Genomic DNA, 20,198 nt, shown 5'->3' on the forward strand with positions numbered 1-20,198 from the left:
GGTGTCGCGGGCCGGATGCGGGCGGCACACTGGGCGGGTGTCCGCCGTGCAGTCCCTCACCCGCCGTCTCGGTCACCAGAAGTGGTTCGCCGCCACCATGCGCCTGCTCGTCCCCGCTGACCGGCTGGTCGGCCGGCTCACGAAGGGGCGGGTGGTCGCCTTCGGCCTGGTGCCCTCGCTGGTCCTCACCACCACCGGCCGCCGCTCCGGCAAGCCGCGCAGCAACCCCCTGCTCTACGTCCCGGACGGCGACTCCTTCGTGGTGATCGGCTCGAACTGGGGGCAGCAGCACCAGCCCGCCTGGTCGCTGAACCTGCTCGCCCAGCCGGCCGCCGAGGTCGACGTCAAGGGGCGCCGCGTCCCGGTGCGCGCCGAGCCGATCAGCGGCGCGGAGCGGGAGCGGCTGTTCGCCCGGCTGGTCGAGGAGTGGCCGGCCTACCGCACCTATGTGGAGCGGGCCGGCGGCCGGGAGATCCGGGTGTTCCGGCTGGTCCCAGCGGGCGAGCGGGCCGCCTGACCGTCGGGCGCGGCGTGCCGGCGGGCCCGGTCCGGCTGGCTAGGGTGGTGGTCGGGCGCGCCGGGCCGCTGCCGGGCGGGCCGCGCGCGGAACGGAGGTGGACCGTGGAAGCCGGCGGCGCCGAGCTGGACACCGACCGCTACCTGGACGATCCCCGCTGGCGGGTCGCCGAGCGGGTGAGCGACGCGGCGCTGCGCCGGTTCCCGGCGGACGTCCTCGCCGTGGCCGTGCACGGCCCGCTGGCGCACGGCGACGACGACGGCGGCGGCAGCGGCGAGGTGGGGCTGCTGGTGGCCACCTATCGGCCGGGCGGCGGGCCGTCCCCGGCCACCCGCCGGGTGGCCGGGGTGCTGGTCGACCTCACGGTGGCCGCGGCCGACGACTACCTGCGGCAGGCCACGGCGATCACCGCGCTCTGGCCGCTCACCGCCGACCGGTACGTGACCACCCGCGCCCTGCACGACCCGACCGGCTGGCTGCGCACCCTCCGCGACGAGCACCTGGCCCGGCTGGCCCGGGCCCGGCCGGCCGAGTTCACCGCCGCGGCCCGCCAGGCCTGGTACCGGGGCAGCGCGGCGCACGCCCGGGCGCTGCGGCTGGCGGAATGGTACGAGACGGACCCGGCGCTGCTCATGCTCGGCGAGGCCCGGCTGGCCGCGGCCACCGTGCAGGGGCTGCTGAGCCGCACCTACTTCCGCGACCCGGGCGACGCGGTGCGGCGCACCGGCCTGGCCGGGGCGGACATGACCGAGGTGGGCACGGTGCTGGCCCGCCAGGCCGAGGAGCTGGCCGCCCGGGGCCGCCCGGTCGACGGCACGGTGGACGACCTGCTCGGCGGCTAGGCCGGCCCGGGGGCGGTCAGCCGATCCCGCCCTGGATGCCGATCAGGGCGCCGACCAGGTAGGTGGCGCCGGCCGCGAGGGACCCGAGCAGCAGCTGCCGCAACCCGCTGGTCCACCAGGTGCGGTTGGTGAACCGGGCCACGATCGCACCGGCCACGAAGAGCCCCACCCCGCCGACGGCGAGCGCCAGCGCGAGGCTGGTGAAGCCGAGCAGGTAGGTGACCAGCGGCACCAGCGCGCCCAGCGAGAAGCAGAGGAACGAGGAGACCGCCGCCGCCCACGGGCTGGGCTGCTCGTCGGGGTCGACGCCCAGCTCCTCCCGGACGTGCACCCGCAGCGCTTCCTCCGGGTTGCGCCGGACCGCCTCGGCGACCTGGGTGGCCAGGTCCCGCGGCAGCCCCCGGGCCACCCACGCGTCGGCCAGCTCGCGGGCCTCCGCCTCGGGGTGCCGCTCCAGCTCGCGCCGCTCCTTGGCCACCTCGGCGGCCACCTGCTCGTTGGCCGAGCGGACGCTGGTGTATTCGCCCAGCCCCATCGAGATGGCGCCGGCCACCAGCCCGGCCGCGCCGGTGAGGACGACGCTGCGCGGCGACACCCCGCCGCCGCCGACGCCGGCGATCAGCGCGATGTTGGTGACCAGCCCGTCCATCGCCCCGAACACGGCCGGGCGGAGCCAGCCGCCGGACACGTCCGCGTGGTGCGCCTCGCGCAGCGCCGCCGGGGTGTCGGTCACGGCAGCGTGAGGATCTCGTGGCCGTCGTCGGTCACGACGATGGTGTGCTCGAACTGGGCCGTCCAGCGGCGGTCCTTGGTGACCACGGTCCAGCCGTCGTCCCACATGTCGTACTGGTAGGTGCCGAGGGTGATCATCGGCTCGATGGTGAAGGTCATCCCGGGCTCCATCACGTCGGTGGGGCGCGGGCTGTCGTAGTGCGGCACGTAGAGGCCGCTGTGGAAGGACTCGCCGATGCCGTGGCCGGTGAAGTCGCGCACCACGCCGTAGCCGAACCGCTTGGCGTACGACTCGATGACCCGGCCGATCACGTTGATCTGCCGGCCCGGCGCGACCGCCTTGATGCCGCGCATCATCGCCTCGTGGGTCCGCTCGACCAGCAGGCGGGCCTCCTCGCTGACCTCGCCCACGCAGAAGGTGGCATCGGTGTCGCCGTGCACCCCGCCGATGTACGCGGTCACGTCGACGTTGATGATGTCGCCGTCCTCGAGCACCGTGGAGTCCGGGATGCCGTGGCAGATGACCTCGTTGAGGCTGGTGCAGCAGGACTTCGGGAAGCCCTTGTAGCCCAGCGTCGACGGGTAGGCGCCGTGGTCGCAGAGGAACTCGTGGACCACCTTGTCGATCTCGTCGGTGGTCACCCCCGGCTTGCAGTGCTCCCCGGCCAGCCGGGTGGCCTGGGCGGCGAGCCGGCAGGCCAGGCGCATCTTCTCGATGGTCTCCGGCGTCTGCACGTGCGAGCCGCGCCACTCCTGGGGACGCTTCTTGCCCACGTACTCGGGACGCGGGATGTCAGCGGGAACCGCTCGCCACGGGGAGAGCGTGCCTGGGGTCAGCGGCGCACGGACGGTCATGGCGCAAGCCTATCGCCGCGCTCCCGGTGACCCCCGCCACGGCCCGCTGGCCCAGGTTGTTGCCGCACCGCAAGGGCTGTGCCATTGTTGCTCCGTGGATCAAGGGGGTGCGCCGCCTGTCTTCTCCGTGACTGCGGAGATCGACGGTGATCAACTGCGCGTCCAGGTGGCCGGCGAGGTCGACATGGCGACCGCCGACACCATGTACCAGACGGTCCTGCGGGAGTCCGCCCGCCACGTCACGCTCGACCTGCGGGCGGTGACCTTCTTCGACTCGGCCGCGATCCACGCGGTGGTCCGGCTCGCCCAGCAGCTCCCCGGCGCGCTCACCGTGCTGCCGTCCCGGCAGGTGCGGCGGGTGCTGGAGATCTCCGGTCTGGGCGAGCAGGACTGGCTCACGCAGGCCTGAGCCGCCGCCCGCCGCGCCCTCAGTCCGCCAGCCGGCGGCGCAGCACCAGTTCGGTGCCGTCGTCCGTGCGGGTCACGGTCATCTCACCGAGCGCCTGGATCAGCGCCAGCCCCCGACCCCGGAGGGTCGAGCCGGTGGACTCCTTCCACCGGCCGCTGTCCCGGACCGTCGCGGTCACCGTCCGGTCCTCGATGGTCACCTCGACGCCGATCGTCGGCTCGGCCGGCGCGACCGGGTGCTCGATGGCGTTGGCGGCGGCCTCGGAGATGGCCACCGTGAGGTCGAACAGGTCGGTCTCGCCGACATGGTGGGCGATGAGGAAGTCCTCCAGCCGCTTGCGCAGCACGCTGAGCCGCGTCGGGTCGGCCGGCAGCCGCAGCGCGAAGCGGTTCAGCTCGGTCGCCTCCAGCGCCAGCACGGCCACGTCGTCGTGCCGGGTACGCCCGGCGACCCGCTCGACCACCGCGTCGACGAGGTCGGCCACGTGCTCGCTCCGGGCGGTCGCGTCCGCCCGGAGCTGGCCGAGCCCGGCGTCGATGCCGGCCCGCCGGTCCTCGATCAGCCCGTCGGTGTAGAGCAGCAGCCGGCCGCCGGGGGGCAGCGCGGCGTCGTCGGTCCGGTACACCGTGCCGGGGATGGCCCCGACCGGTGGCCCGAGCGCGTGGTCGTGCAGGAACACCGCGTCGTCCCCGCGGATCAGCAGCGGCGGCGGGTGGCCCGCGCTCGCGTACCGCAGCCGGCCGGCGCGCGGGGAGAAGCGGAGGCAGACCACGGTGGCGAACGAGCCGCCCTCGGTGGAGCCGACCAGCCGGTTGAGCCGGGTCAGCGCCTCACCCGGGTCGTAGCCCTCCAGCACGTACGCCCGCAGCGCGTTGCGGAGCTGGCCCATCGCGGCCGCGGCCCGCACCCCCTTGCCGACCACGTCGCCGATCACCAGCACCAGCTCGTCGTCGGCGGTGCCGATCACGTCGTACCAGTCGCCGCCGATCTCGACCTCGGCGCTGCCCGGGAGGTAGCGGCTGGCCACCACGGCCCCCGGGAGCTGCGGCAGCGTGCGCGGCAGCAGGCTGTGCTGGAGGGTCGTGGCGATCCGGTGCTCGGCCTCGTAGAGCCGGGCGTTCTCCAGCCGCACGCCGACCAGCCGGGCCAGTTCGGTGAGTGCCGCCTGCTCGGTGCTGCCGCCCTCCCGGCGCCAGACCCGCAGCTCGCCGAGCTGCTCGTCGGTGGTGCCGGTCAGCGGCAGCACGACCGAGGGCTCCGCGGAGGCGTCCCCGCCGCCGTCCGCCTCGTAGCGGGCGCCGGTGGCCGTGACCACCACCCGGGCGGCCTCGGCCAGGCCGAGCGCGTGCCGCGCGGCGACCCGCACCACCTCGGCGGTGGACCGGGCGGTGTTGATCGCCACCGCGGCGTCGGCGAGCGCCCGCAGCCGGCGGATGATCTGGCCGCGGAGCTGGCCCAGCTCCACGTTGGCCCGGACCCGGGCGATCAGCTCCTGGCTGGAGAAGGGCTTCGTGAGGTAGTCGTCCGCGCCGACGGAGAGCCCGGCGACCTCCTCGGCGGCGCCGGCCCGGGCGGAGAGCAGCACGATCGGCACTCCCCGGGTGCCCGGGTTGGCGCGCAGCGCGGTGACCAGCCCGAAGCCGTCCAGCCGGGGCATCATGACGTCGGTCAGCACCAGGTCGAACGGGGAGTCGAGGGCCAGCCGCAGCGCCTCCACGCCGTCCGGCACGGTGACCACCTCGTACGCCGGGGAGAGCAGCCGGCTCACGTGCTCCCGCAGGTCGGCGTTGTCGTCGGCGACCAGGATCCGGCCCGCGCCGCCCGGCGCCTCCACCGGCTCCGGCAGGCCGCCCGGCCGCGCCACCTCGTCGGTCCAGAGCGCGGTCTCGGCGACGTAGAGCCGGGCCTGCTCGGGCTCGGTCAGCGGCACCGGGGCGAGGGCGGCCACCCGGTCGGCGGGCAGGTGCGCGTACCCGAACGGCACCCGCACCGTGAAGGTGCTCCCCCGGTCGACGACGCTGTGCGCCTCGGCCGTGCCGCCGTGCATCTCGACCAGCTCGCGGACCAGGGCGAGGCCGATGCCGGTGCCCTCGTGGGTACGGGAGCGGGCCCCGGGCACCCGGTGGAACCGCTCGAACACCTGGGGCAGCTCGTCCGGCGCGATGCCCACCCCGGTGTCGGTGACCTCCAGCACGGCGGCGCCGTCGCGGGCGTCGACCCGGACCCGGATCTCGCCGTCGAAGGTGAACTTGACGGCGTTCGACACCAGGTTGAGGACGATCTTCTCCCACATGTCCCGGTCGACGTAGACCGGCGCGGGCAGCGGCGGGCAGTCCACCACCAGGCGCAGCCCCGCCCGCTCGGTGACCGAGCGGAAGGTGCTGGCCAGCCGGGCGGTGTAGTCGGCCAGATCGGTGGGCTGGTAGCGGGCGGCCAGCCGGCCGGACTCCAGCCGGGAGAAGTCGAGCACGGTGTTGACCAGCTTGAGCAGCCGCAGCGCGTTGCGGTGCATCATGGCCAGCCGGTCGAGGTACGCCTCGGGCAGGGCGCGGTCGGCGAGCAGGTCCTCCAGCGGCCCGAGCACCAGGGTGAGCGGGGTGCGGAACTCGTGGCTGACGTTGGCGAAGAAGTTGGTCTTGGCGCGGTCGAGGGCGGCCAGCTCGGCGGCCCGGGCCTGCTCCTGCTCGTACGCCCGCTGCTTGCTGACGGCCCGGGAGATCTGGGCGGCGACCAGGTCGGTGAAGTGGCGGTAGTCGTCGGTGAAGGGCAGCCGGCGGGCCACCCCGAGCAGCAGCACACCGGCGGGCTCGTTGACGGCGGTGAGCGGCAGCAGCAGCGCCCGGTCGGCCGCGTCCGGCGGCACCACGCCGAGCAGGTCCGCGGTGGAGACCCAGCGGGCCTCGTCCGGGGTCTCGCCGGAGCGGAGCGCCGGCGGCCCGCCGGTGACCCGGCCCGGGTCCAGTCCCCCGCAGCCGGCCAGCACCGGGGTGCCGGCCTCGTCGTGCAGCCAGACGGCGCTGAACGGCACGTCGGCCCGATGCGAGTCGAGCACCCGGACGGCGGCCCGGCCCAGCTCCACGGTGCTGCGCACGTCGGCCAGCTCGGTGCCCAGCTCGGCCAGGGCCCGCAGCCGCCGCTCTCCGACCACCCGCCCGGTGGTCTCGTTGACGAAGCAGAACACCCCGTTGACGCTGCCGTCGACGTCCCGGATCGGGTCGTACGAGATGTCGAAGTAGACGTCCTCCAGGAAGCCGTGCCGGTCGAGCACGAAGGGGTGATTCTCGCCACGGTAGGGCGTCCCGGTGCCGTGCACGCCCTCGAGCAGCGGCCCGAGCACGTCCCAGGTCTCCGCCCAGTGCTGGCGGGCGGACTGGCCGAGGACCGCCGGGTGCTTGTCGCCGATGGTGGGCCGGTAGGCGTCGTTGTAGAAGGCCAGGTGGTCCGGCCCCCAGAACAGCACGATCTGGGCCCGCGAGGAGAGCATCGTGCTGACCGCGTGGCTGAGCGCGGGCGGCCAGGCGTGCGGCATACCGAGCGGGGAGCTGGACCAGTCGAAGCCGCGTAGCCGCTCGCCCATCTCACCGCCGGCGGCGAACGCCGCGGTCAGCAGTGGAGAGAGTTGCGCCTCCCCGGTCCCCGGGGACGAACGATCGACGTCCCCGCCCCCCTGGGCCGAGCCCATGCAGCCTCCCGCGCCGGCCATGTCCACGACGACCGGCGCGATCACGCCGGTCGTCCCCGCCTACTACCCCGGCGGATGAGCAACGTAACGCATGCCCCCGGTTGGACGCTGGTTACCTACGCCTCATCCTGACCCAACCGGTGGCCGGCGGCGAGTCGAGCGGGCGCGGGGTGGGCCGGGGCGGCGCCGGCCGCCGCGTCGACCAGGGCGGCCACCGGTCGGGGATCGGCGTCGTTCTCCGGGTGCCACTGCACGCCGAGCAGGAAGCGCCGCGCCGGATCCTCGACGGCCTCCACCACCCCGTCGTCGGCCCAGCCGGTCACGGCCAGGCCGCCCGGGTCGGCGACCCCCTGATGGTGGTACGAGTTGACCCGGTCCACCCCGGCCATCACGGCCCCGGCCAGGCTGCCGGCGGCGAACCGGACCGGATGCGACCCGTACACCCCGGGGGCGGGGCGGTGGCCGTCGTGCCCCACCACGTCCGGGAGGTGCTGGTGCAGCGTGCCGCCGTAGGCCACCGCGAGCAACTGCATGCCCCGGCACACGCCGAGCACCGGCAGGTCGGCGGCGAGGGCGGCGGTCAGCAGCGCCAGCTCGCCGGCGTCCCGGTCCGGCCGGCTCTCGGTGCGCGGGTCGGGCGTGGCGGCGTACCGATCCGGGCCGACGTCGGCGCCGCCGGCCAGCAGCAGCCCGTCCAGCACCCGCAGCACGTCGGCGTCGGCGTCGTCCGGGGGCAGCACCACGGCCCGGCCGCCGGCCGCGGTCACCGCCCGGACGTACGCCTGCGGCACCAGCGTCGCCGGCACGTCCCGCCACACCGCCCAGCCGGCCGGCTCGACGTACGACGTGATGCCGATCACCGGCCGTCGACTCATAGCGGTGTCACGTAGGCGCCGGTGATCCCGCCGTCCACCACGAACTGCGCGGCGGTCATGAACGAGGCGTCGTCGCTGGCCAGGAACGCCACCGCGGCGGCGATCTCCTCGGGGTTGCCGAACCGGCCCATCGGCACGTGGACGAGGCGGCGGGCGGCCCGCTCCGGGTCCTTGGCGAACAGCTCCAACAGCAGCGGCGTGGCCACCGGGCCGGGGCAGAGCGCGTTGACCCGGATGCCCTCCCGGGCGAACTGCACGCCCAGCTCCCGGGTCATCGCCAGCACCCCGCCCTTGCTCGCCGTGTACGCGATCTGCGACGTCGCCGCCCCCATCAGCGCCACGAACGAGGCGGTGTTGATGATCGAGCCCTTGCCCTGCCGGCGCATGTGCGGGATGGCGTACTTGCAGCACAGGTAGACGCTTGTGGTGTTGACCCGCAGCACCCGCTCCCAGGCGTCCAGCCCGGTCTCCAGGATCGAGTCGTCGTCCGGCGGCGAGATGCCGGCGTTGTTGAACGCCACATCCACCCGGCCGTGCCGCTCGGCCACCCCGTCGAAGAGGTCCCGGACGGCCGCCTCGTCGGCCACGTCGGCGGCGACGAACTCGCCGGCCACCTCGTCGGCGGCCCGCTTGCCCGCCTCGGCGTCGATGTCCACGCAGACCACGCGGGCCCCCTCGGCGGCGAACCGCCGCACGGTGGCCAGGCCGATGCCGCTGCCCGCCCCGGTCACCACGGCGACCCGGTCCTGAAGCCGTCCCTGCATCTCACTCCTCCGTGCTGATGAACACGTTCTTGACGTCGGTGAAGGCGTGCAGCGCGTCCGGACCCAGCTCCCGGCCCAGGCCGGAGCGCTTCATCCCGCCGAAGGGGGTCCAGTAGCGCACCGAGGAGTGCGAGTTGACGCTGAGGTTGCCGGACTCGACCGCCCGGGCCACCCGGACCGCGCGGCCCACGTCGCGGGTCCAGATCGAGCCGGAGAGGCCGTACTCGGTGTCGTTGGCCAGGCGGATCGCGTCCGCCTCGTCGTCGAACGGGAGCACCGAGACCACCGGGCCGAAGATCTCCTCCCGCCAGTGCCGGTCGGCCGGGGAGTCGGCGAGCAGCACGGTCGGGGCGTACCAGAAACCGGCGCCGTCGGGGCGGTCGCCGGTGAAGGCCACCTTCGCCCCGTCGACGTACCCGGCGACCCGGTCCCGGTGCCCGGCGGAGATCAGCGGGCCCATCTCGGCGGTCTCGGCGGCCGGGTCCCCGACCCGGAACCCGCGCACGGCCGGTTCGAGCAGTTCCAGGAAGCGGTCGTACACCGGGCGCTGAACCAGGATGCGGGAGCGGGCGCAGCAGTCCTGGCCCGCGTTGTCGAAGACCGCGGCCGGCGCGGCGGCCGCCGCCTTCGCCAGGTCGGCGTCGGCGAAGACGAGGTTGGCGGACTTCCCCCCCAGCTCCAGCGTCACCCGCTTCACCTGGGCGGCGCAGCCCGCCATGATCCGGGTGCCGACCTCGGTGGAGCCGGTGAAGCAGACCTTGCGGACCGCCGGGTGGGTGACGAACCGCTCGCCCACCACGCCGCCCTGACCGGGCAGCACCGTGAACACGCCCTCCGGCAGGCCGGCGTCGAGGGCCAGCTCGGCCAGGCGGAGCGCGGTCAACGGGGTCAGCTCGGCCGGTTTGAGCACCACCGTGTTGCCGGCGGCGAGCGCGGGGGCGAACCCCCAGCCCGCGATGGGCATGGGGAAGTTCCACGGCACGATCACGCCGACCACGCCGAGCGGCTCGTGGAACGTGACGTCGAGGCCGCCGGGCACCGGGATCTGGTGCCCGGTCAGCCGCTCCGGCGCGCCCGCGTAGTAGTCGAGCACGTCCCGGACGTTGCCGGCCTCCCAGCGCGCGTTGCCGATCGTGTGGCCGGCGTTGCGCACCTCCAGCAGCGCCAGCTCCTCCCGGTGCGCGTCGACCACGGCCGCGAACCGCCGCAGCAGCCGCGCCCGGTCCCCCGGCGCCACCGCGCGCCACGTCTCGAAGGCCGCCGCCGCCCGCTCGATGGCCGCGTCCGTCTCCGCGAGCGAGGTCGCCGGCACCTCGCGCAGCGGCTCACCGGTCGCCGGATTGATCACCTGGGTCACGCGCCCCACCCTTCTCCTGGCGGCGCCCCGAGCGCAAGGTCAGAGGCGTTCGAAGCCACGCACCAGCTCCCAGTCGGTGACCGCGGCGTCGAAGGCGGCCAGCTCCACCCGCGCGTTGTTGGCGTAGTGGTCGACCACCTCGGCGCCGAACGCCTCCCGGGCCGTCTCCGAGGACTCCCACAGCCCGAGGGCGTCGCGCAGCGTGCCGGGCACCCGCTCGGCCCCGGCGTCGTCGTACGCGTTCCCGCTGCACTCCTCACCCAGCTCCAGCTCCCGCTCGATGCCGTGCACCGCCCCGGCGACCAGCGCGGCGATCGCCAGGTACGGGTTGACGTCCGCGCCCGGCACCCGGTTCTCCACGCGCATCCCCTGGCCGTGCCCGACCAGCCGCAGCGCGCAGGTGCGGTTGTCGGTGCCCCAGCGCAGGGCGGTCGGGGCGAACGAGCCGGGCTGGTAACGCTTGTAGGAGTTGATGTTGGGGGCGAACAGCAGGCTGAACTCGCGCATGGTGGCGAGCAGCCCGGCCAGCACCCGCTGCCCGGTGACCGACAGGTGCGCCGGCCCGTCGCCGAGCATGGCCGAGCGGCCGTCGGCGTCGCGCAGCGAGAAGTGGATGTGGCAGGAGTTGCCCTCGCGCGCGTTCGGCTTGGCCATGAAGGTGATCGCCATGCCCTCCTGGGCGGCGATCTCCTTCGCCCCGTTCTTGTAGATGACGTGGTGGTCGGCGCACGCCACCGCCTCGTCGTAGCGGAAGGCGATCTCGTGCTGGCCGAGGTTGCACTCTCCCTTGGCGCTCTCCGGGGTCAGCCCGGCGGCGGCCATCTCGGTGCGGATCCGGCGCAGCAGCGGCTCCACCCGGGCGGTGCCGAGCAGGGAGTAGTCCACGTTGTACTGGTTGGCCGGGGTCAGCTCGCGGTAGCCGCGCCGCCACGCCTCCTCGTACGAGTCGCGGAACAGCACGAACTCCAGCTCGGTGCCCGCGTACGCGGTCAGCCCGAGTGCGGCCAGCCGGTCGAGCTGCCGGCGCAGGATCTGCCGGGGCGAGGCCACCACCGGGCCCGAGCCGTCCAGCCACTCCAGGTCGGCCAGCAGCATCACGGTGCCGGGCTGCCAGGGCACCCGGCGCAGCGTGCCCAGGTCGGGTCGCATGGCGAAGTCGCCATAGCCGCGTTCCCAGCTCGACATGGCGTAGCCGTCGACGGTGTTCATGTCGACGTCCACGGCGAGCAGGTAGTTGCAGCCCTCGCTGCCGTGCGCGACCACCTGGTCCAGGAAGTAGGGGGCGTGGAAGCGCTTGCCCTGGAGGCGGCCCTGCATGTCGGTCAGCGCGAGCACCACCGTGTCGATCTCGCCCTCGGCGACCGCGACGCGCAGCTGTTCCAGCGTGAGCGGAGCTTTCCTCATTGGCGCGCCTCCATCACCAAGGTCTACTGGCAGAACCGGATCACCGTCAATGCCCCCTGCGGCCACCGTCGCAAACGCGATCGGTCGGCGGCGGGAACCGGGTCGGTCATGGTGCGCCAGGGCGCGATCTGGTCCGGCACCACGAGCAGGCGCCGGCTTGACGGCCGGACGGACGTGGGCGTAAGCCATTGAGGGCGGTGATGATGACACGGTCGGCTGATCATCCCCGGCATCCCGCAGAAGGCCCTCCACCTACGGCCGGGGGCCTTCTTCATCATCACCGGTTGGCATCTGCGGGACGCTGCTTCTCGACAAGCGCCAACAGGGCGGCGTGGGTCTGCTCGTCGGCGGCCACGACGAGACCGCCCGCCCCGGTGTGCAGAGGCTGGCCGTCGATCCCGGTCACCACACAGCCGGCCGCCTGACTGAGGGCGATGCCGGCCGCGAAGTGGACGCTGTCGCGCAGGTGGCCGTCGGTCACGTAGGCGGCGCGGCGACCGGCGGCGACCCAGGCCACCGCCAGGGTGGTGGAGACGACACGGGGGCGGAACCGCTCGATGAAACCTCGGTCGGCGAGTAACCGGGCGGCCTGGAAGACCCGCTCGTTGGGGAACGGTGGATCGAGGTTGACGTCCACCAGCCTCGACTCGGCCGAGGGAGCGAGCTGCTCGTCCACGCCGCCGCGACGCACGTTGGCGCCGACGCCGTCGGTCCAGAACACCTCGTCGGCGAACGGGTCCGCCGAGGCCGCCGCGACGACCTGCGTTCCGGTTCGCAGCGCGACGTTGACCGAGACCAGCATGTTGCGTACGGCGTAGTTCAACGTCCCGCACAGCGGGTCGACCAGCCAGGTGCGTCCGCTTCCGCCGGTGCCCGTGCGCCCGCTCTCCTCCGCCAGCACGAGGTCGTCCGGCCGGGCGGCCCGCAGGACGTCGAGGATGGCCTTCTCCGCTTCGATGTCAGCCGTCGTGGCGAAGTCTCCGGCGGATTTCTCGAAGCGTGCCAGCGATGCCCCGTAGTGCGAGCGCACGACCGCGGCACCGGCTGCCGCCGCCTCGATGACCAGATCCCGGTCGTTGATCGACATGCACGCACGATAGTTGCCGGGCCGGCTCCGAGCGCGCCCTGCCGTCCGGCCGACGAGGCGCGAGCGTCGTGACGCCGGTGCTCCGCCGCCGCTGATTTCTCTCGCGGTCGGGGCACCTGCCGCAGCACCGTCAGCGCCACAAAAGGTGCGGCGCTGACGGTGCGAACGGTGTCAGGATCTCGGCATGGCGGGGCGGGCACTGAGCTTCGGGGCGGTGGCGGAGGCGTACGAACGGTTCCGGCCGGGCTATCTTGTGGAGCTTTTCGACATGGTGATGGCGTACGCGGGCCGGGCCGTCCGGACCGCCCTGGAGATCGGCGCCGGGACGGGGAAGGCCACCCGCCTGTTCGCGGGACGCGGGGTCACGGTGACCGCCACCGAGCCGGACGGGGCCATGCTGGCCGAGCTGCGCAGGCACCTGCCGGCAGGCGTCAGGACCGTGCAGGCCGCGTTCGAGGACCTGCCACCGGGCGAGAGCTACGGGTTGGTCTATGCGGCGGCGGCGCTGCACTGGACGAACCCGCAGGATCGGTGGTCCCGCATGGCCGCGCTCGTGGAGCCGGGTGGCGTCTTCGCCTCGTTCGGGGGGCCGTTCCAGCTTGCCGACCCCGCGGTGGAGGAGGCCGTTCGCGCGGCCCGGGCACCGTTCCTGGCGAGCGACGAGGTGCCGTCGCCGGACGGGACGCCTCCGGGAGACGCCATGCAGTGGCCGGGTACCGAACTTCAACGGTCCGAGTGGTTCACCGATGTGCGGCAGTCCGTGGTCGAGCGACGGCTGACGATGACCGCTCGCGACTACGTCGGTCATCTGTCGACCGTCTCGGCCTATCTCCTTCTGCCGGTCCCGGAGCAGGAGGAGGTGTATCGCCGGATCCTGCGGGTCCTGCCCGAGACGGTCGAGATCGGTGCCGACATCACCGTGCATCTCGCGCGGCGCGTGACGGTCAGGAGACCGCGGCCTTCACCAGGGCGGTGATCTTCTTCTCCACCGCGGGGCTCCACTTCTGGAGCGCGTACGACACCGGCCACAGGTCGCCGTCGTCGAGGTTGGCCGTGTCCTGGAAGCCCAGCGTCGAGTAGCGGTAGTTGAACTTGCCGGAGTCCTGGAAGAAGACGACGATCTTGCCGTCGGCGTTGGCGTAGGCGGGCATCCCGTACCAGGTCTTCGGGGACAGGTTCGGGGCGGCCGCGGTCACGGTCGCGTGCACGCGCTCGGCGAGCGCACGGTCGTCCGGCGCCATCTGCGCGATCCGGTCCAGGAGCGCCTGCAGGTCGTCGGCCTTCTTGGCGCCCTTTTTGCCCTCAGCGCGCAGCTCGGCGGCGCGCTGCTTCATGGCGGCGCGCTCCTCGGCGCTGAAGCCGTCGGACACGGTCGTGGAGTTCTTCGCGGACATTCTCGGGCCCCCTGGCGTTGTTCAGGCTCGGCGTGGTGCCGGCCACCTGGGAAGAAGGCTAGGCCCGGTGGCAGCGGGGGTGCTTCTTGATTCCTGATCGAGTTCGCGGGCCCGGCGCGGGCGTTCTGCCCGTTGCGAAAGGGGCCCGTCAGAGGGGTTGCCGCCGACGACACTGGCGGCATGACGGACCCGGAGACAGCGGACCGGCAACGCCGGCTCACCGACCTCTACCTGGCGTTCAACAGGCGCGACCTGCCGGCGCTGCTCGCCGCGTTGGCGGCCGACGTCCGGTGGCCGAACGGCTGGGAGGGCGGCACCGTGCGGGGGCACGACGAGGTGCGCGCCTACTGGACCCGCCAGTGGGCGCAGATCGAACCGACGGTCGTGCCCACCGCCTTCCGGGCCGGGAGCGACGGTCGCGTCGCCGTCACCGTGAAGCAGGTCGTGCGGGACAAGGCGGGAGCGACGCTCGTGGACCAGACCGTCACGCACGTCTACCGCTTCGTCGACGGCCTCGTCGCGGAGATGGAGATCGTCGGGTGACGGCGGAGCATCGCGTCCTGTTCGGGGTCGGAAATGAGCTTCCGGACCTCCTGCGCGCAGCGGCACGAGACACGAACCTGGCGGCCCGCTCCGGCGACCGGTGCAGCCGATCCACCGGGTCAGGTCTCCGTCACCAGCCGGTTCTCCCAGGCCCAGGCGGCGATCTCGGTGCGGTTCCGCAGGTGCAGCTTGTCCTGGATGTTGGCCACGTGGGCCTTCACCGTGCTCAGCGAGATGAACAGTTCCTGCGCGATCTCCTGGTTGGTGCGCCCCCGGGCGAGACGCCTGATCAGCTCGATCTCCCGGTCGGTCAGCGGTGGGGCAGGCCGGTGCGGCGTTCGGACCGCGATCGGCCCGAACTGCTTCAGCAGCCGCATCGTGATCGACGGCGAGATCATGGCGTCACCGGCGTGCGCCGCCCGCACCGCCTCGGCCAGCAGGGCCGGCCCGGAATCCTTGAGGATGAACCCGACCGCTCCCGCCCGGAGCGCGCCGTACACGTACTCGTCCAGGTCGAAGGTCGTGATGATCACGACCCGCATCGGGTCGCGTACGGCCGCGCCGGCGAGCGCGCGGGTCACGTCGACGCCGTCCAGCCGTGGCATCTGGAGGTCCACCAGGCAGACGTCCGGGCGGAGGTCCCGGGCGAGGCTGATCGCCTCCGGGCCGTCGCCGGCCTCGCCGACCACGGTGATGTCGGGCTGGCTCTCCAGCAGCAGCCGGAGACCTCGGCGAACGATCGCCTGGTCCTCGGCGATGAGCACGCGGATGGTCATGACGCTCCCGGTGCGGGGATGGTGGCCTCGACCGTCCAGCCGGCCGGCGTGCCCGGACCGGCGCTCAGCTCACCGCCGAGGGCGGCGGCCCGCTCGCGCATGCCGACCAGGCCGTGGCCGGCGGGGCGGGTGACGCGGCCGGGCTGTCCGTCGTCGGCGACGCGGAGCCGGATGGTCCGCCCGTCGTGGGCGAGCGTCACGGTGACGGTACGGGCGTCGCGCGCATGCTGGACCACATTGGTCAGCGCCTCCTGCACGATGCGGTAGATGCCGACGGTGGTCGCCGACGGCCAGTCGGCCGGCACGGGGCCGTCCGGCAGGTGGAGGTTCGCGCGGATGCCGGTGCCGTCGAATCGCCCGATGAGCTCGGCCAGCGAATCCGGCACGGGCGCGATCTCCGGCTCGTCGGCCCGCAGCAGCCGCACGACCTGCCGCAGGGAGGCGAGCGCCTGCGCGCCGGCCGTCTCGATCCCGCGGAGGGTGGCCCGGGTCGTGGGCGGGTCGGCATCGGTGGCCAGCTGCGCGACCTGCGCCTGGATGATCAGGCCGGTGAGGTGGTGGGCCGCGACGTCGTGCAGGTCCCGGGCGAGGGCCAGCCGTTCGGTCCGCCGTATCCCGTCGACCATGGCCCGCCGCCGCGCGTCGCCGAGCCGCCGCCACAGGCCCACCGCGACCGCGACCGCCCAGCCGGCCGCCATGACCTTCGTGGCCGTCAGCGCGTTCGGGACGTCCTGGGCCAGGTAGGTCGCGTACCGCTCGACGGTGCCGGCGGCGACCACCCCGGAGCCGGCGGCTACCGCGACGGCGCCCGGAGCGGGCAGGTGACGCACCGCGGAGGCGACCACCACGAGGAGCGCGAGGCAGGCGATCGGGGCGGGTTGGCCCTGCCGGCCGGTCCGCCAGTCGACCAGCTCGGCGACCGCGCACAGGGCGATCGCCACCGCCGCCGCCCGGCCGGGGAACCGTCGTCGCAGCAGCGCCAGCCCGCACACCGCTGCCGAGACCAGCACGAACGCGGCACCCACCGGCCAGGCCGGGCGGCGACTCAGCACCGCCGCCGTCTCGAGGGCGACACCGGCGGCGAGCAGCACGCCGAACGCGGCCTCGACCAGCACGCCCGGCAGGCCCGGCCGGCGCAGGGCGGTGCGCCCGCCAGCGAGAATCATGACGCCTCTCATGCCCGGTCCGCCGCCGCGCCTGGTCATCGGGAACGCCGCAGCGGCGGCCGCTGCCACCACGTCACCCACCGCCACAGCCACTCGACCGGCCCCTGGTGGCACCGGCGCAGCCAGACTACCGACCAGCCCCACTGCACGACGAGGACCGCGACGGCGACCAAGACCACCCCGCCGACCGGCCAGCGGTCCGCGCCGCCGACCACACCGGAGATCGCCAGCACGAGGACCGTCGCGGTCAGGTAGTTCGTCAGCGCCATCCGTCCCAGCGGCCGGAACACGGCGGTCAACGGCCCGGCCAGCCGCGTCCCGAGCAGCAGCACCAGCCCGCACACGTAGGCACCGGCGGTCAGCAACCCGGCCGCCGGATAGGCGATCCCCACCGCGGTGCTGTCCGCGCGCAACTGGAGCACCGTCACGGGCACGGCCGCAAGAGCGAAGACCAACCCCGACAGGGCAGTGGTACGCGGACCCGAGCCGATCCGTCCGACCACCCCGTACCGGGTCAGTGCCGAACCGAGCAGGAACAGACCGGGAATCATCGAGTACCAGCCGCCGAACAGCGCCACCGACACCACGATGAGCACCCCGGCGGCGATCGCCACCACACGACGCGGCAGCCACGTGGAGGGCAGCAGGACCAGCATGCCGACCACCGCGTACACGGTCAGGATGTCGCCCTTCCACAACAGCAGGAAGTGGACAAGGCCCACGGCCAGCAACGCCAGCATCCGGCGCAGCAGCACCACTCGCGGTTGCCGGGCCCGCGCTCGCGCCGACTCCAGCAGGAGCGCGAACCCGACGCCGAACAGCACCGAGAAGATCGGAAAGAACCGCTGGTCGACCAGCAGGTGCAGCACCGTCGCCGCGGTCGTCTCCGGTCGCTGCGCGGTGCCGAGTTCGCCGCCGCGGTGGGCGATCGGCTTCACGTTCGCCAGCAGAATCCCACACAGGGCGAAGCCCCGGAGCACATCGAGCGCCACGATGCGCTGCCGCGCCCGGGGCACGGCGGACGGCGGCCGACCGCCCTCGATGGTGCCGACGTCTCTTACACCGTTCCATGACATGCCCAGAGCCTCGCCGAGCGACCGTCCCGGCCCCTCGGCCACAAGTTCACGCCGGCGCCCCAGCCGTCGTACTTTCGGCCATTCCTCAGCCCGTGCCGCGGATCACTGAGCGAGGCCCGCGAGCAGCCACCGTCGGACCGGGATCTCCAGCAACACCCGGTCGCCCTCCTGAGCGACCCGCTCCGTGACGTCCCATCCCCCGTACTTGTCGGCGAACGCCGCGACGACGTCGACGGGGAACCCGCTGCGGTGCACGTGGGCGACACCCTCGGCTACGACGGGCGCGGTCCCGTCCTCCAAGGCCGACCCGGGAATGGGCCGCCGGGCCCGGCCGGAACGTAGGGTCGGGCCCATGCTCGAGTCACAACGCGAACGTGTGCCCCTCAACGACGGCGGCGAGATGGATACCGCGGTGGCATTCCTGTCCTTCGCCCGCTCCTGCGTCCTGAAGAAGGTCGCCGGGCTGGACGACGAGCAACTGCGACGACGCCTGGTCGTGTCCGACACGACGCTGCTGGGGCTGGTGCAGCACCTGACCGACGCCGAGCGCTACTGGTTCGGCTACACGCTGGCCGGCGACCGACGGCACGCCGATGTCGACTTCGACATGGTGGTCGCCCCGGACCGGTCAGCGGATCAGGTCATCGCCGCCTACCGCACGGCGATCGCCGAGAGCGACGGGCACATCCGCGCCGCCGGCGGTCTCGACGCCCGCACCGTTCAACCGGTCAACGACGGGCCGGTCACCCTTCGCTGGGTACTCGCCCACATGACGAGCGAGACCGTCCGGCACGCGGGGCACGCCGACATCCTGCGGGAACTCGTCGACGGCGTCACCGGCCGCTGATCCCGGGCATCGCCGGCGCGGTGGCGACCCCGGTTCCGCGACCCGGTCGTCGTCCGGTTCCCGGCCGGGCCGCGGCAGCCCCGGCCGCCGGTGCTCCCCGCCGGCGCCGGGGTGATCCGGCGCCGGCGGGGAGGGATCAGGCCGGTTCGTCGGCCGGCGCGTGGCGCTGTTCCGGCACGTCGACGGTGCGGCGGGGGCCGGTGAACCACTTCCGGGCCGAGGCGTACCACCAGACGGCCACGCCGAGCAGCACCCCGCCGATGGCGAGCGGGGCGTAGTTCACGGCCGTCCAGGTGAAGTCCGCGTTGCCGGGCACGCCGGCCGGCACGATCGGCAGCACGAAGTAGACACTGATGATCGCGATCTCGATCACCGCGATCCAGCCGAGCAGCTTGTACCGCCGGCCCAGCGTCCACGGGCCGGGGACGAACCGGTCCCCCATCCGCAGGCGCAGGAAGATCGGGATGAGGAACGACAGGTACAGGCCGATCACCGCGACCGAGACCACCGCGTAGAAGGCGACCGGCACGCCGGCCTTCTGGTAGAGCGCGGGCAGGGTGAGCACCAGGCCGGCCAGGGTGGCCGCGATGATCGCGTTGACCGGGGTGCCGTTGCGGTTCACCCGCGACCAGAGCCGCCAGCCCGGCACCGCGCGGTCCCGGCTGAACGCGTACGCCATCCGGGACATCGAGGTCACGCAGCTCATCCCGCAGAAGAACTGGCCGATGGTGGAGATGATGATGACGGCCTTGAAGAAGAACGGGGTCAGCGCGGACTCGAAGATGGCCCCGGAGAAGCCGCCGGCGGAGTTGATCGCGTCCACGTCGGTGGCCGCGAAGAGGAAGGCGAGCAGCAGGATCCAGCCGCCGACCGCCGAGTAGAAGATCGACCGCCAGAGGCCCTGCGCGGCGGCCTTCGAGGCGCCGCGGGTCTCCTCCGAGACGTGCGCGCAGGCGTCGAAGCCGGTGATCGTGTACTGGGTGAGCAGGAAGCCCAACGGCAGCACGTAGAACCAGAAGGTGAGCCCGCCGGTGTCGCCGTCGCCGAAGCCGGAGTTGTTGAACCGCTCGGTGAAGACGAACTTGAAGCTCTGGTGGTCGTCCGGGACCAGCAGCAGGATGAGCACCACCGCGGCCGCGCCGGCCACGTGCCACCAGACCGAGACGTTCTGGAGTACGTCGATGATGTGGTGCCCGTAGATGTTGATGAGCCCGTGCAGGGCGAGGATCACCACGAACAGGCCGAAGGTCTGGTGTGCCGTGCCGGCCCAGCCGTCGAAGAGCGCCGAGAGGGTCAGGTTGAGGAAGGTGGCGCAGCCGTAGTCGACCGAGGCGGTCACGGCCACCAGGCCGATCAGGTTGAGCCAGCCGGTGAACCAGCCGTGCACCGGCCGGCCCATGGTGGCGGCCCACCAGTAGATGCCGCCGGCCGTCGGGTAGGCCGACACCAGCTCGGCCATGCAGAAGCCGATGATCAGGATGAACAGTGAGATCAGCGGCCAGCCCCAGGAGATGGCCACCGGACCGCCGTTGTTCCACGCCTGGCCGAAGGTGGTGAAACAGCCGGCCAGGATCGAGATGATCGAGAACGAGATGGCGAAGTTGGAGAAGCCGCTCCACTTGCGGTGCAGCTCCTGTTTGTAGCCGAGCTCGGCGAGCCGTCGGGCGTCGTCGTCCATCGGTTGCTCGGCGGTCGGCGCGGGCGTCGTGGCCACTGCACACCTCCTCGAGGTGGATTCCCCGGTGCGAGTGGGCAAAGTGTGATCCCGCCGATCAAGGCGGTCAATACGGCAGGCGTGGGAATCTCACGGCCGGCACGGCTAATTGCGTTGCCGCACCGGCTCGTTCCGGGGCATCCTTGAGCCCGTGACCA

At 73.2% G+C, this 20,198-nt stretch carries 20 protein-coding genes; 6 read left to right on the forward strand and 14 right to left on the reverse strand.

Annotated elements, in window-relative coordinates; all coding sequences use genetic code 11:
* Positions 1-37: 37 nt before the first annotated feature.
* A complete protein-coding gene (locus NFX44_RS31805) occupies positions 38-517 on the forward strand; it encodes a nitroreductase family deazaflavin-dependent oxidoreductase (protein ID WP_262287297.1) in 480 nt (159 codons plus the stop codon).
* A 104-nt stretch (positions 518-621) separates the two neighbouring features.
* On the forward strand, positions 622-1,359 hold the full coding sequence (locus NFX44_RS31810) for a nucleotidyltransferase domain-containing protein (protein ID WP_262287298.1): 738 nt from the start codon (positions 622-624) through the stop codon (positions 1,357-1,359).
* A 16-nt stretch (positions 1,360-1,375) separates the two neighbouring features.
* On the opposite strand, the gene NFX44_RS31815 is transcribed toward NFX44_RS31810, so the two are convergent.
* Together NFX44_RS31815 and map are read right to left on the reverse strand one after the other, a co-directional pair.
* Complete coding sequence (locus tag NFX44_RS31815; RefSeq protein WP_262287299.1) at positions 1,376-2,092, reverse strand: VIT1/CCC1 transporter family protein; 717 nt, start codon at positions 2,090-2,092, stop codon at positions 1,376-1,378.
* Complete coding sequence (map, locus tag NFX44_RS31820) at positions 2,089-2,946, reverse strand: type I methionyl aminopeptidase (protein ID WP_262287300.1); 858 nt, start codon at positions 2,944-2,946, stop codon at positions 2,089-2,091. Before map ends, NFX44_RS31815 begins: the two co-directional genes overlap by 4 nt.
* 94 nt (positions 2,947-3,040) lie before the next feature.
* On the opposite strand from map, the gene NFX44_RS31825 reads away from it, so the two are divergent.
* Positions 3,041-3,355, forward strand: coding sequence for an STAS domain-containing protein (locus NFX44_RS31825; RefSeq protein ID WP_262287301.1), 315 nt, complete (start codon positions 3,041-3,043; stop codon positions 3,353-3,355).
* Between the two features lie 19 nt (positions 3,356-3,374).
* Here NFX44_RS31825 and NFX44_RS31830 read toward each other — a convergent pair whose 3' ends face one another.
* The 6 genes from NFX44_RS31830 to NFX44_RS31855 form a co-directional block, all read right to left on the reverse strand.
* Positions 3,375-7,037: a SpoIIE family protein phosphatase gene (locus NFX44_RS31830; protein WP_262287324.1), complete on the reverse strand. Its 3,663-nt coding sequence runs from the start codon at positions 7,035-7,037 to the stop codon at positions 3,375-3,377.
* Positions 7,038-7,153: 116 nt separating this feature from the next.
* A complete protein-coding gene (locus tag NFX44_RS31835) occupies positions 7,154-7,912 on the reverse strand; it encodes a gamma-glutamyl-gamma-aminobutyrate hydrolase family protein (RefSeq protein WP_262287302.1) in 759 nt (252 codons plus the stop codon).
* Positions 7,909-8,676: a 3-oxoacyl-ACP reductase gene (locus NFX44_RS31840; RefSeq protein ID WP_091268577.1), complete on the reverse strand. Its 768-nt coding sequence runs from the start codon at positions 8,674-8,676 to the stop codon at positions 7,909-7,911. Before NFX44_RS31840 ends, NFX44_RS31835 begins: the two co-directional genes overlap by 4 nt.
* 1 nt (position 8,677) lies before the next feature.
* Positions 8,678-10,033 carry an aldehyde dehydrogenase gene (locus NFX44_RS31845; RefSeq protein WP_262287303.1) on the reverse strand — a complete coding sequence of 452 codons (1,356 nt, stop codon included), beginning with the start codon at positions 10,031-10,033 and terminating at the stop codon, positions 8,678-8,680.
* A 39-nt stretch (positions 10,034-10,072) separates the two neighbouring features.
* Complete coding sequence (locus NFX44_RS31850; protein WP_262287304.1) at positions 10,073-11,437, reverse strand: glutamine synthetase family protein; 1,365 nt, start codon at positions 11,435-11,437, stop codon at positions 10,073-10,075.
* A 277-nt stretch (positions 11,438-11,714) separates the two neighbouring features.
* Positions 11,715-12,524 (reverse strand): inositol monophosphatase family protein, encoded by an 810-nt coding sequence (locus NFX44_RS31855; protein WP_262287305.1) that lies wholly within the window; start codon positions 12,522-12,524, stop codon positions 11,715-11,717.
* 184 nt (positions 12,525-12,708) lie between these two features.
* On the opposite strand from NFX44_RS31855, the gene NFX44_RS31860 reads away from it, so the two are divergent.
* The gene (locus tag NFX44_RS31860) at positions 12,709-13,500 is read left to right on the forward strand and encodes a trans-aconitate 2-methyltransferase (protein ID WP_262287306.1); all 792 of its coding nucleotides are present in this window, start codon (positions 12,709-12,711) and stop codon (positions 13,498-13,500) included.
* Here the strand turns inward: NFX44_RS31860 and NFX44_RS31865 are convergent.
* Positions 13,469-13,918, reverse strand: coding sequence for an iron chaperone (locus NFX44_RS31865; RefSeq protein WP_262287307.1), 450 nt, complete (start codon positions 13,916-13,918; stop codon positions 13,469-13,471). The genes NFX44_RS31860 and NFX44_RS31865 overlap by 32 nt on opposite strands.
* Before the next feature lie 180 nt (positions 13,919-14,098).
* Here NFX44_RS31865 and NFX44_RS31870 point away from each other — a divergent pair, with 180 nt between their 5' ends.
* A complete protein-coding gene (locus NFX44_RS31870; protein ID WP_262287308.1) occupies positions 14,099-14,461 on the forward strand; it encodes a nuclear transport factor 2 family protein in 363 nt (120 codons plus the stop codon).
* A gap of 119 nt (positions 14,462-14,580) precedes the next feature.
* Here NFX44_RS31870 and NFX44_RS31875 read toward each other — a convergent pair whose 3' ends face one another.
* The 4 genes from NFX44_RS31875 to NFX44_RS31890 all read right to left on the reverse strand — a co-directional run bounded on the left by NFX44_RS31875 (position 14,581) and on the right by NFX44_RS31890 (position 17,734).
* Entirely contained in the window at positions 14,581-15,237 is a 657-nt protein-coding gene (locus NFX44_RS31875) for a response regulator transcription factor (RefSeq protein WP_262287309.1), read from the reverse strand.
* Positions 15,234-16,403 carry a sensor histidine kinase gene (locus NFX44_RS31880; RefSeq protein WP_262287310.1) on the reverse strand — a complete coding sequence of 390 codons (1,170 nt, stop codon included), beginning with the start codon at positions 16,401-16,403 and terminating at the stop codon, positions 15,234-15,236. Before NFX44_RS31880 ends, NFX44_RS31875 begins: the two co-directional genes overlap by 4 nt.
* Before the next feature lie 35 nt (positions 16,404-16,438).
* A complete protein-coding gene (locus NFX44_RS31885; RefSeq protein ID WP_262287311.1) occupies positions 16,439-17,479 on the reverse strand; it encodes a DUF418 domain-containing protein in 1,041 nt (346 codons plus the stop codon).
* A gap of 102 nt (positions 17,480-17,581) precedes the next feature.
* Positions 17,582-17,734, reverse strand: coding sequence for a hypothetical protein (locus tag NFX44_RS31890; protein ID WP_262287312.1), 153 nt, complete (start codon positions 17,732-17,734; stop codon positions 17,582-17,584).
* Positions 17,735-17,831: 97 nt separating this feature from the next.
* Between NFX44_RS31890 and NFX44_RS31895 the strand changes: the two genes are divergently transcribed.
* Complete coding sequence (locus tag NFX44_RS31895; RefSeq protein WP_315974657.1) at positions 17,832-18,326, forward strand: DinB family protein; 495 nt, start codon at positions 17,832-17,834, stop codon at positions 18,324-18,326.
* Positions 18,327-18,462: 136 nt separating this feature from the next.
* Here the strand turns inward: NFX44_RS31895 and NFX44_RS31900 are convergent, their stop codons facing one another.
* Positions 18,463-20,040, reverse strand: a complete 1,578-nt coding sequence (locus NFX44_RS31900; protein WP_262287314.1) for an amino acid permease — start codon at positions 20,038-20,040, stop codon at positions 18,463-18,465.
* Positions 20,041-20,198: the final 158 nt, after the last annotated feature.

Source organism: Micromonospora sp. MA102 (assembly GCF_025460765.1).
GTDB classification, from domain to species: Bacteria; Actinomycetota; Actinomycetes; order Mycobacteriales; family Micromonosporaceae; genus Micromonospora; species Micromonospora halotolerans.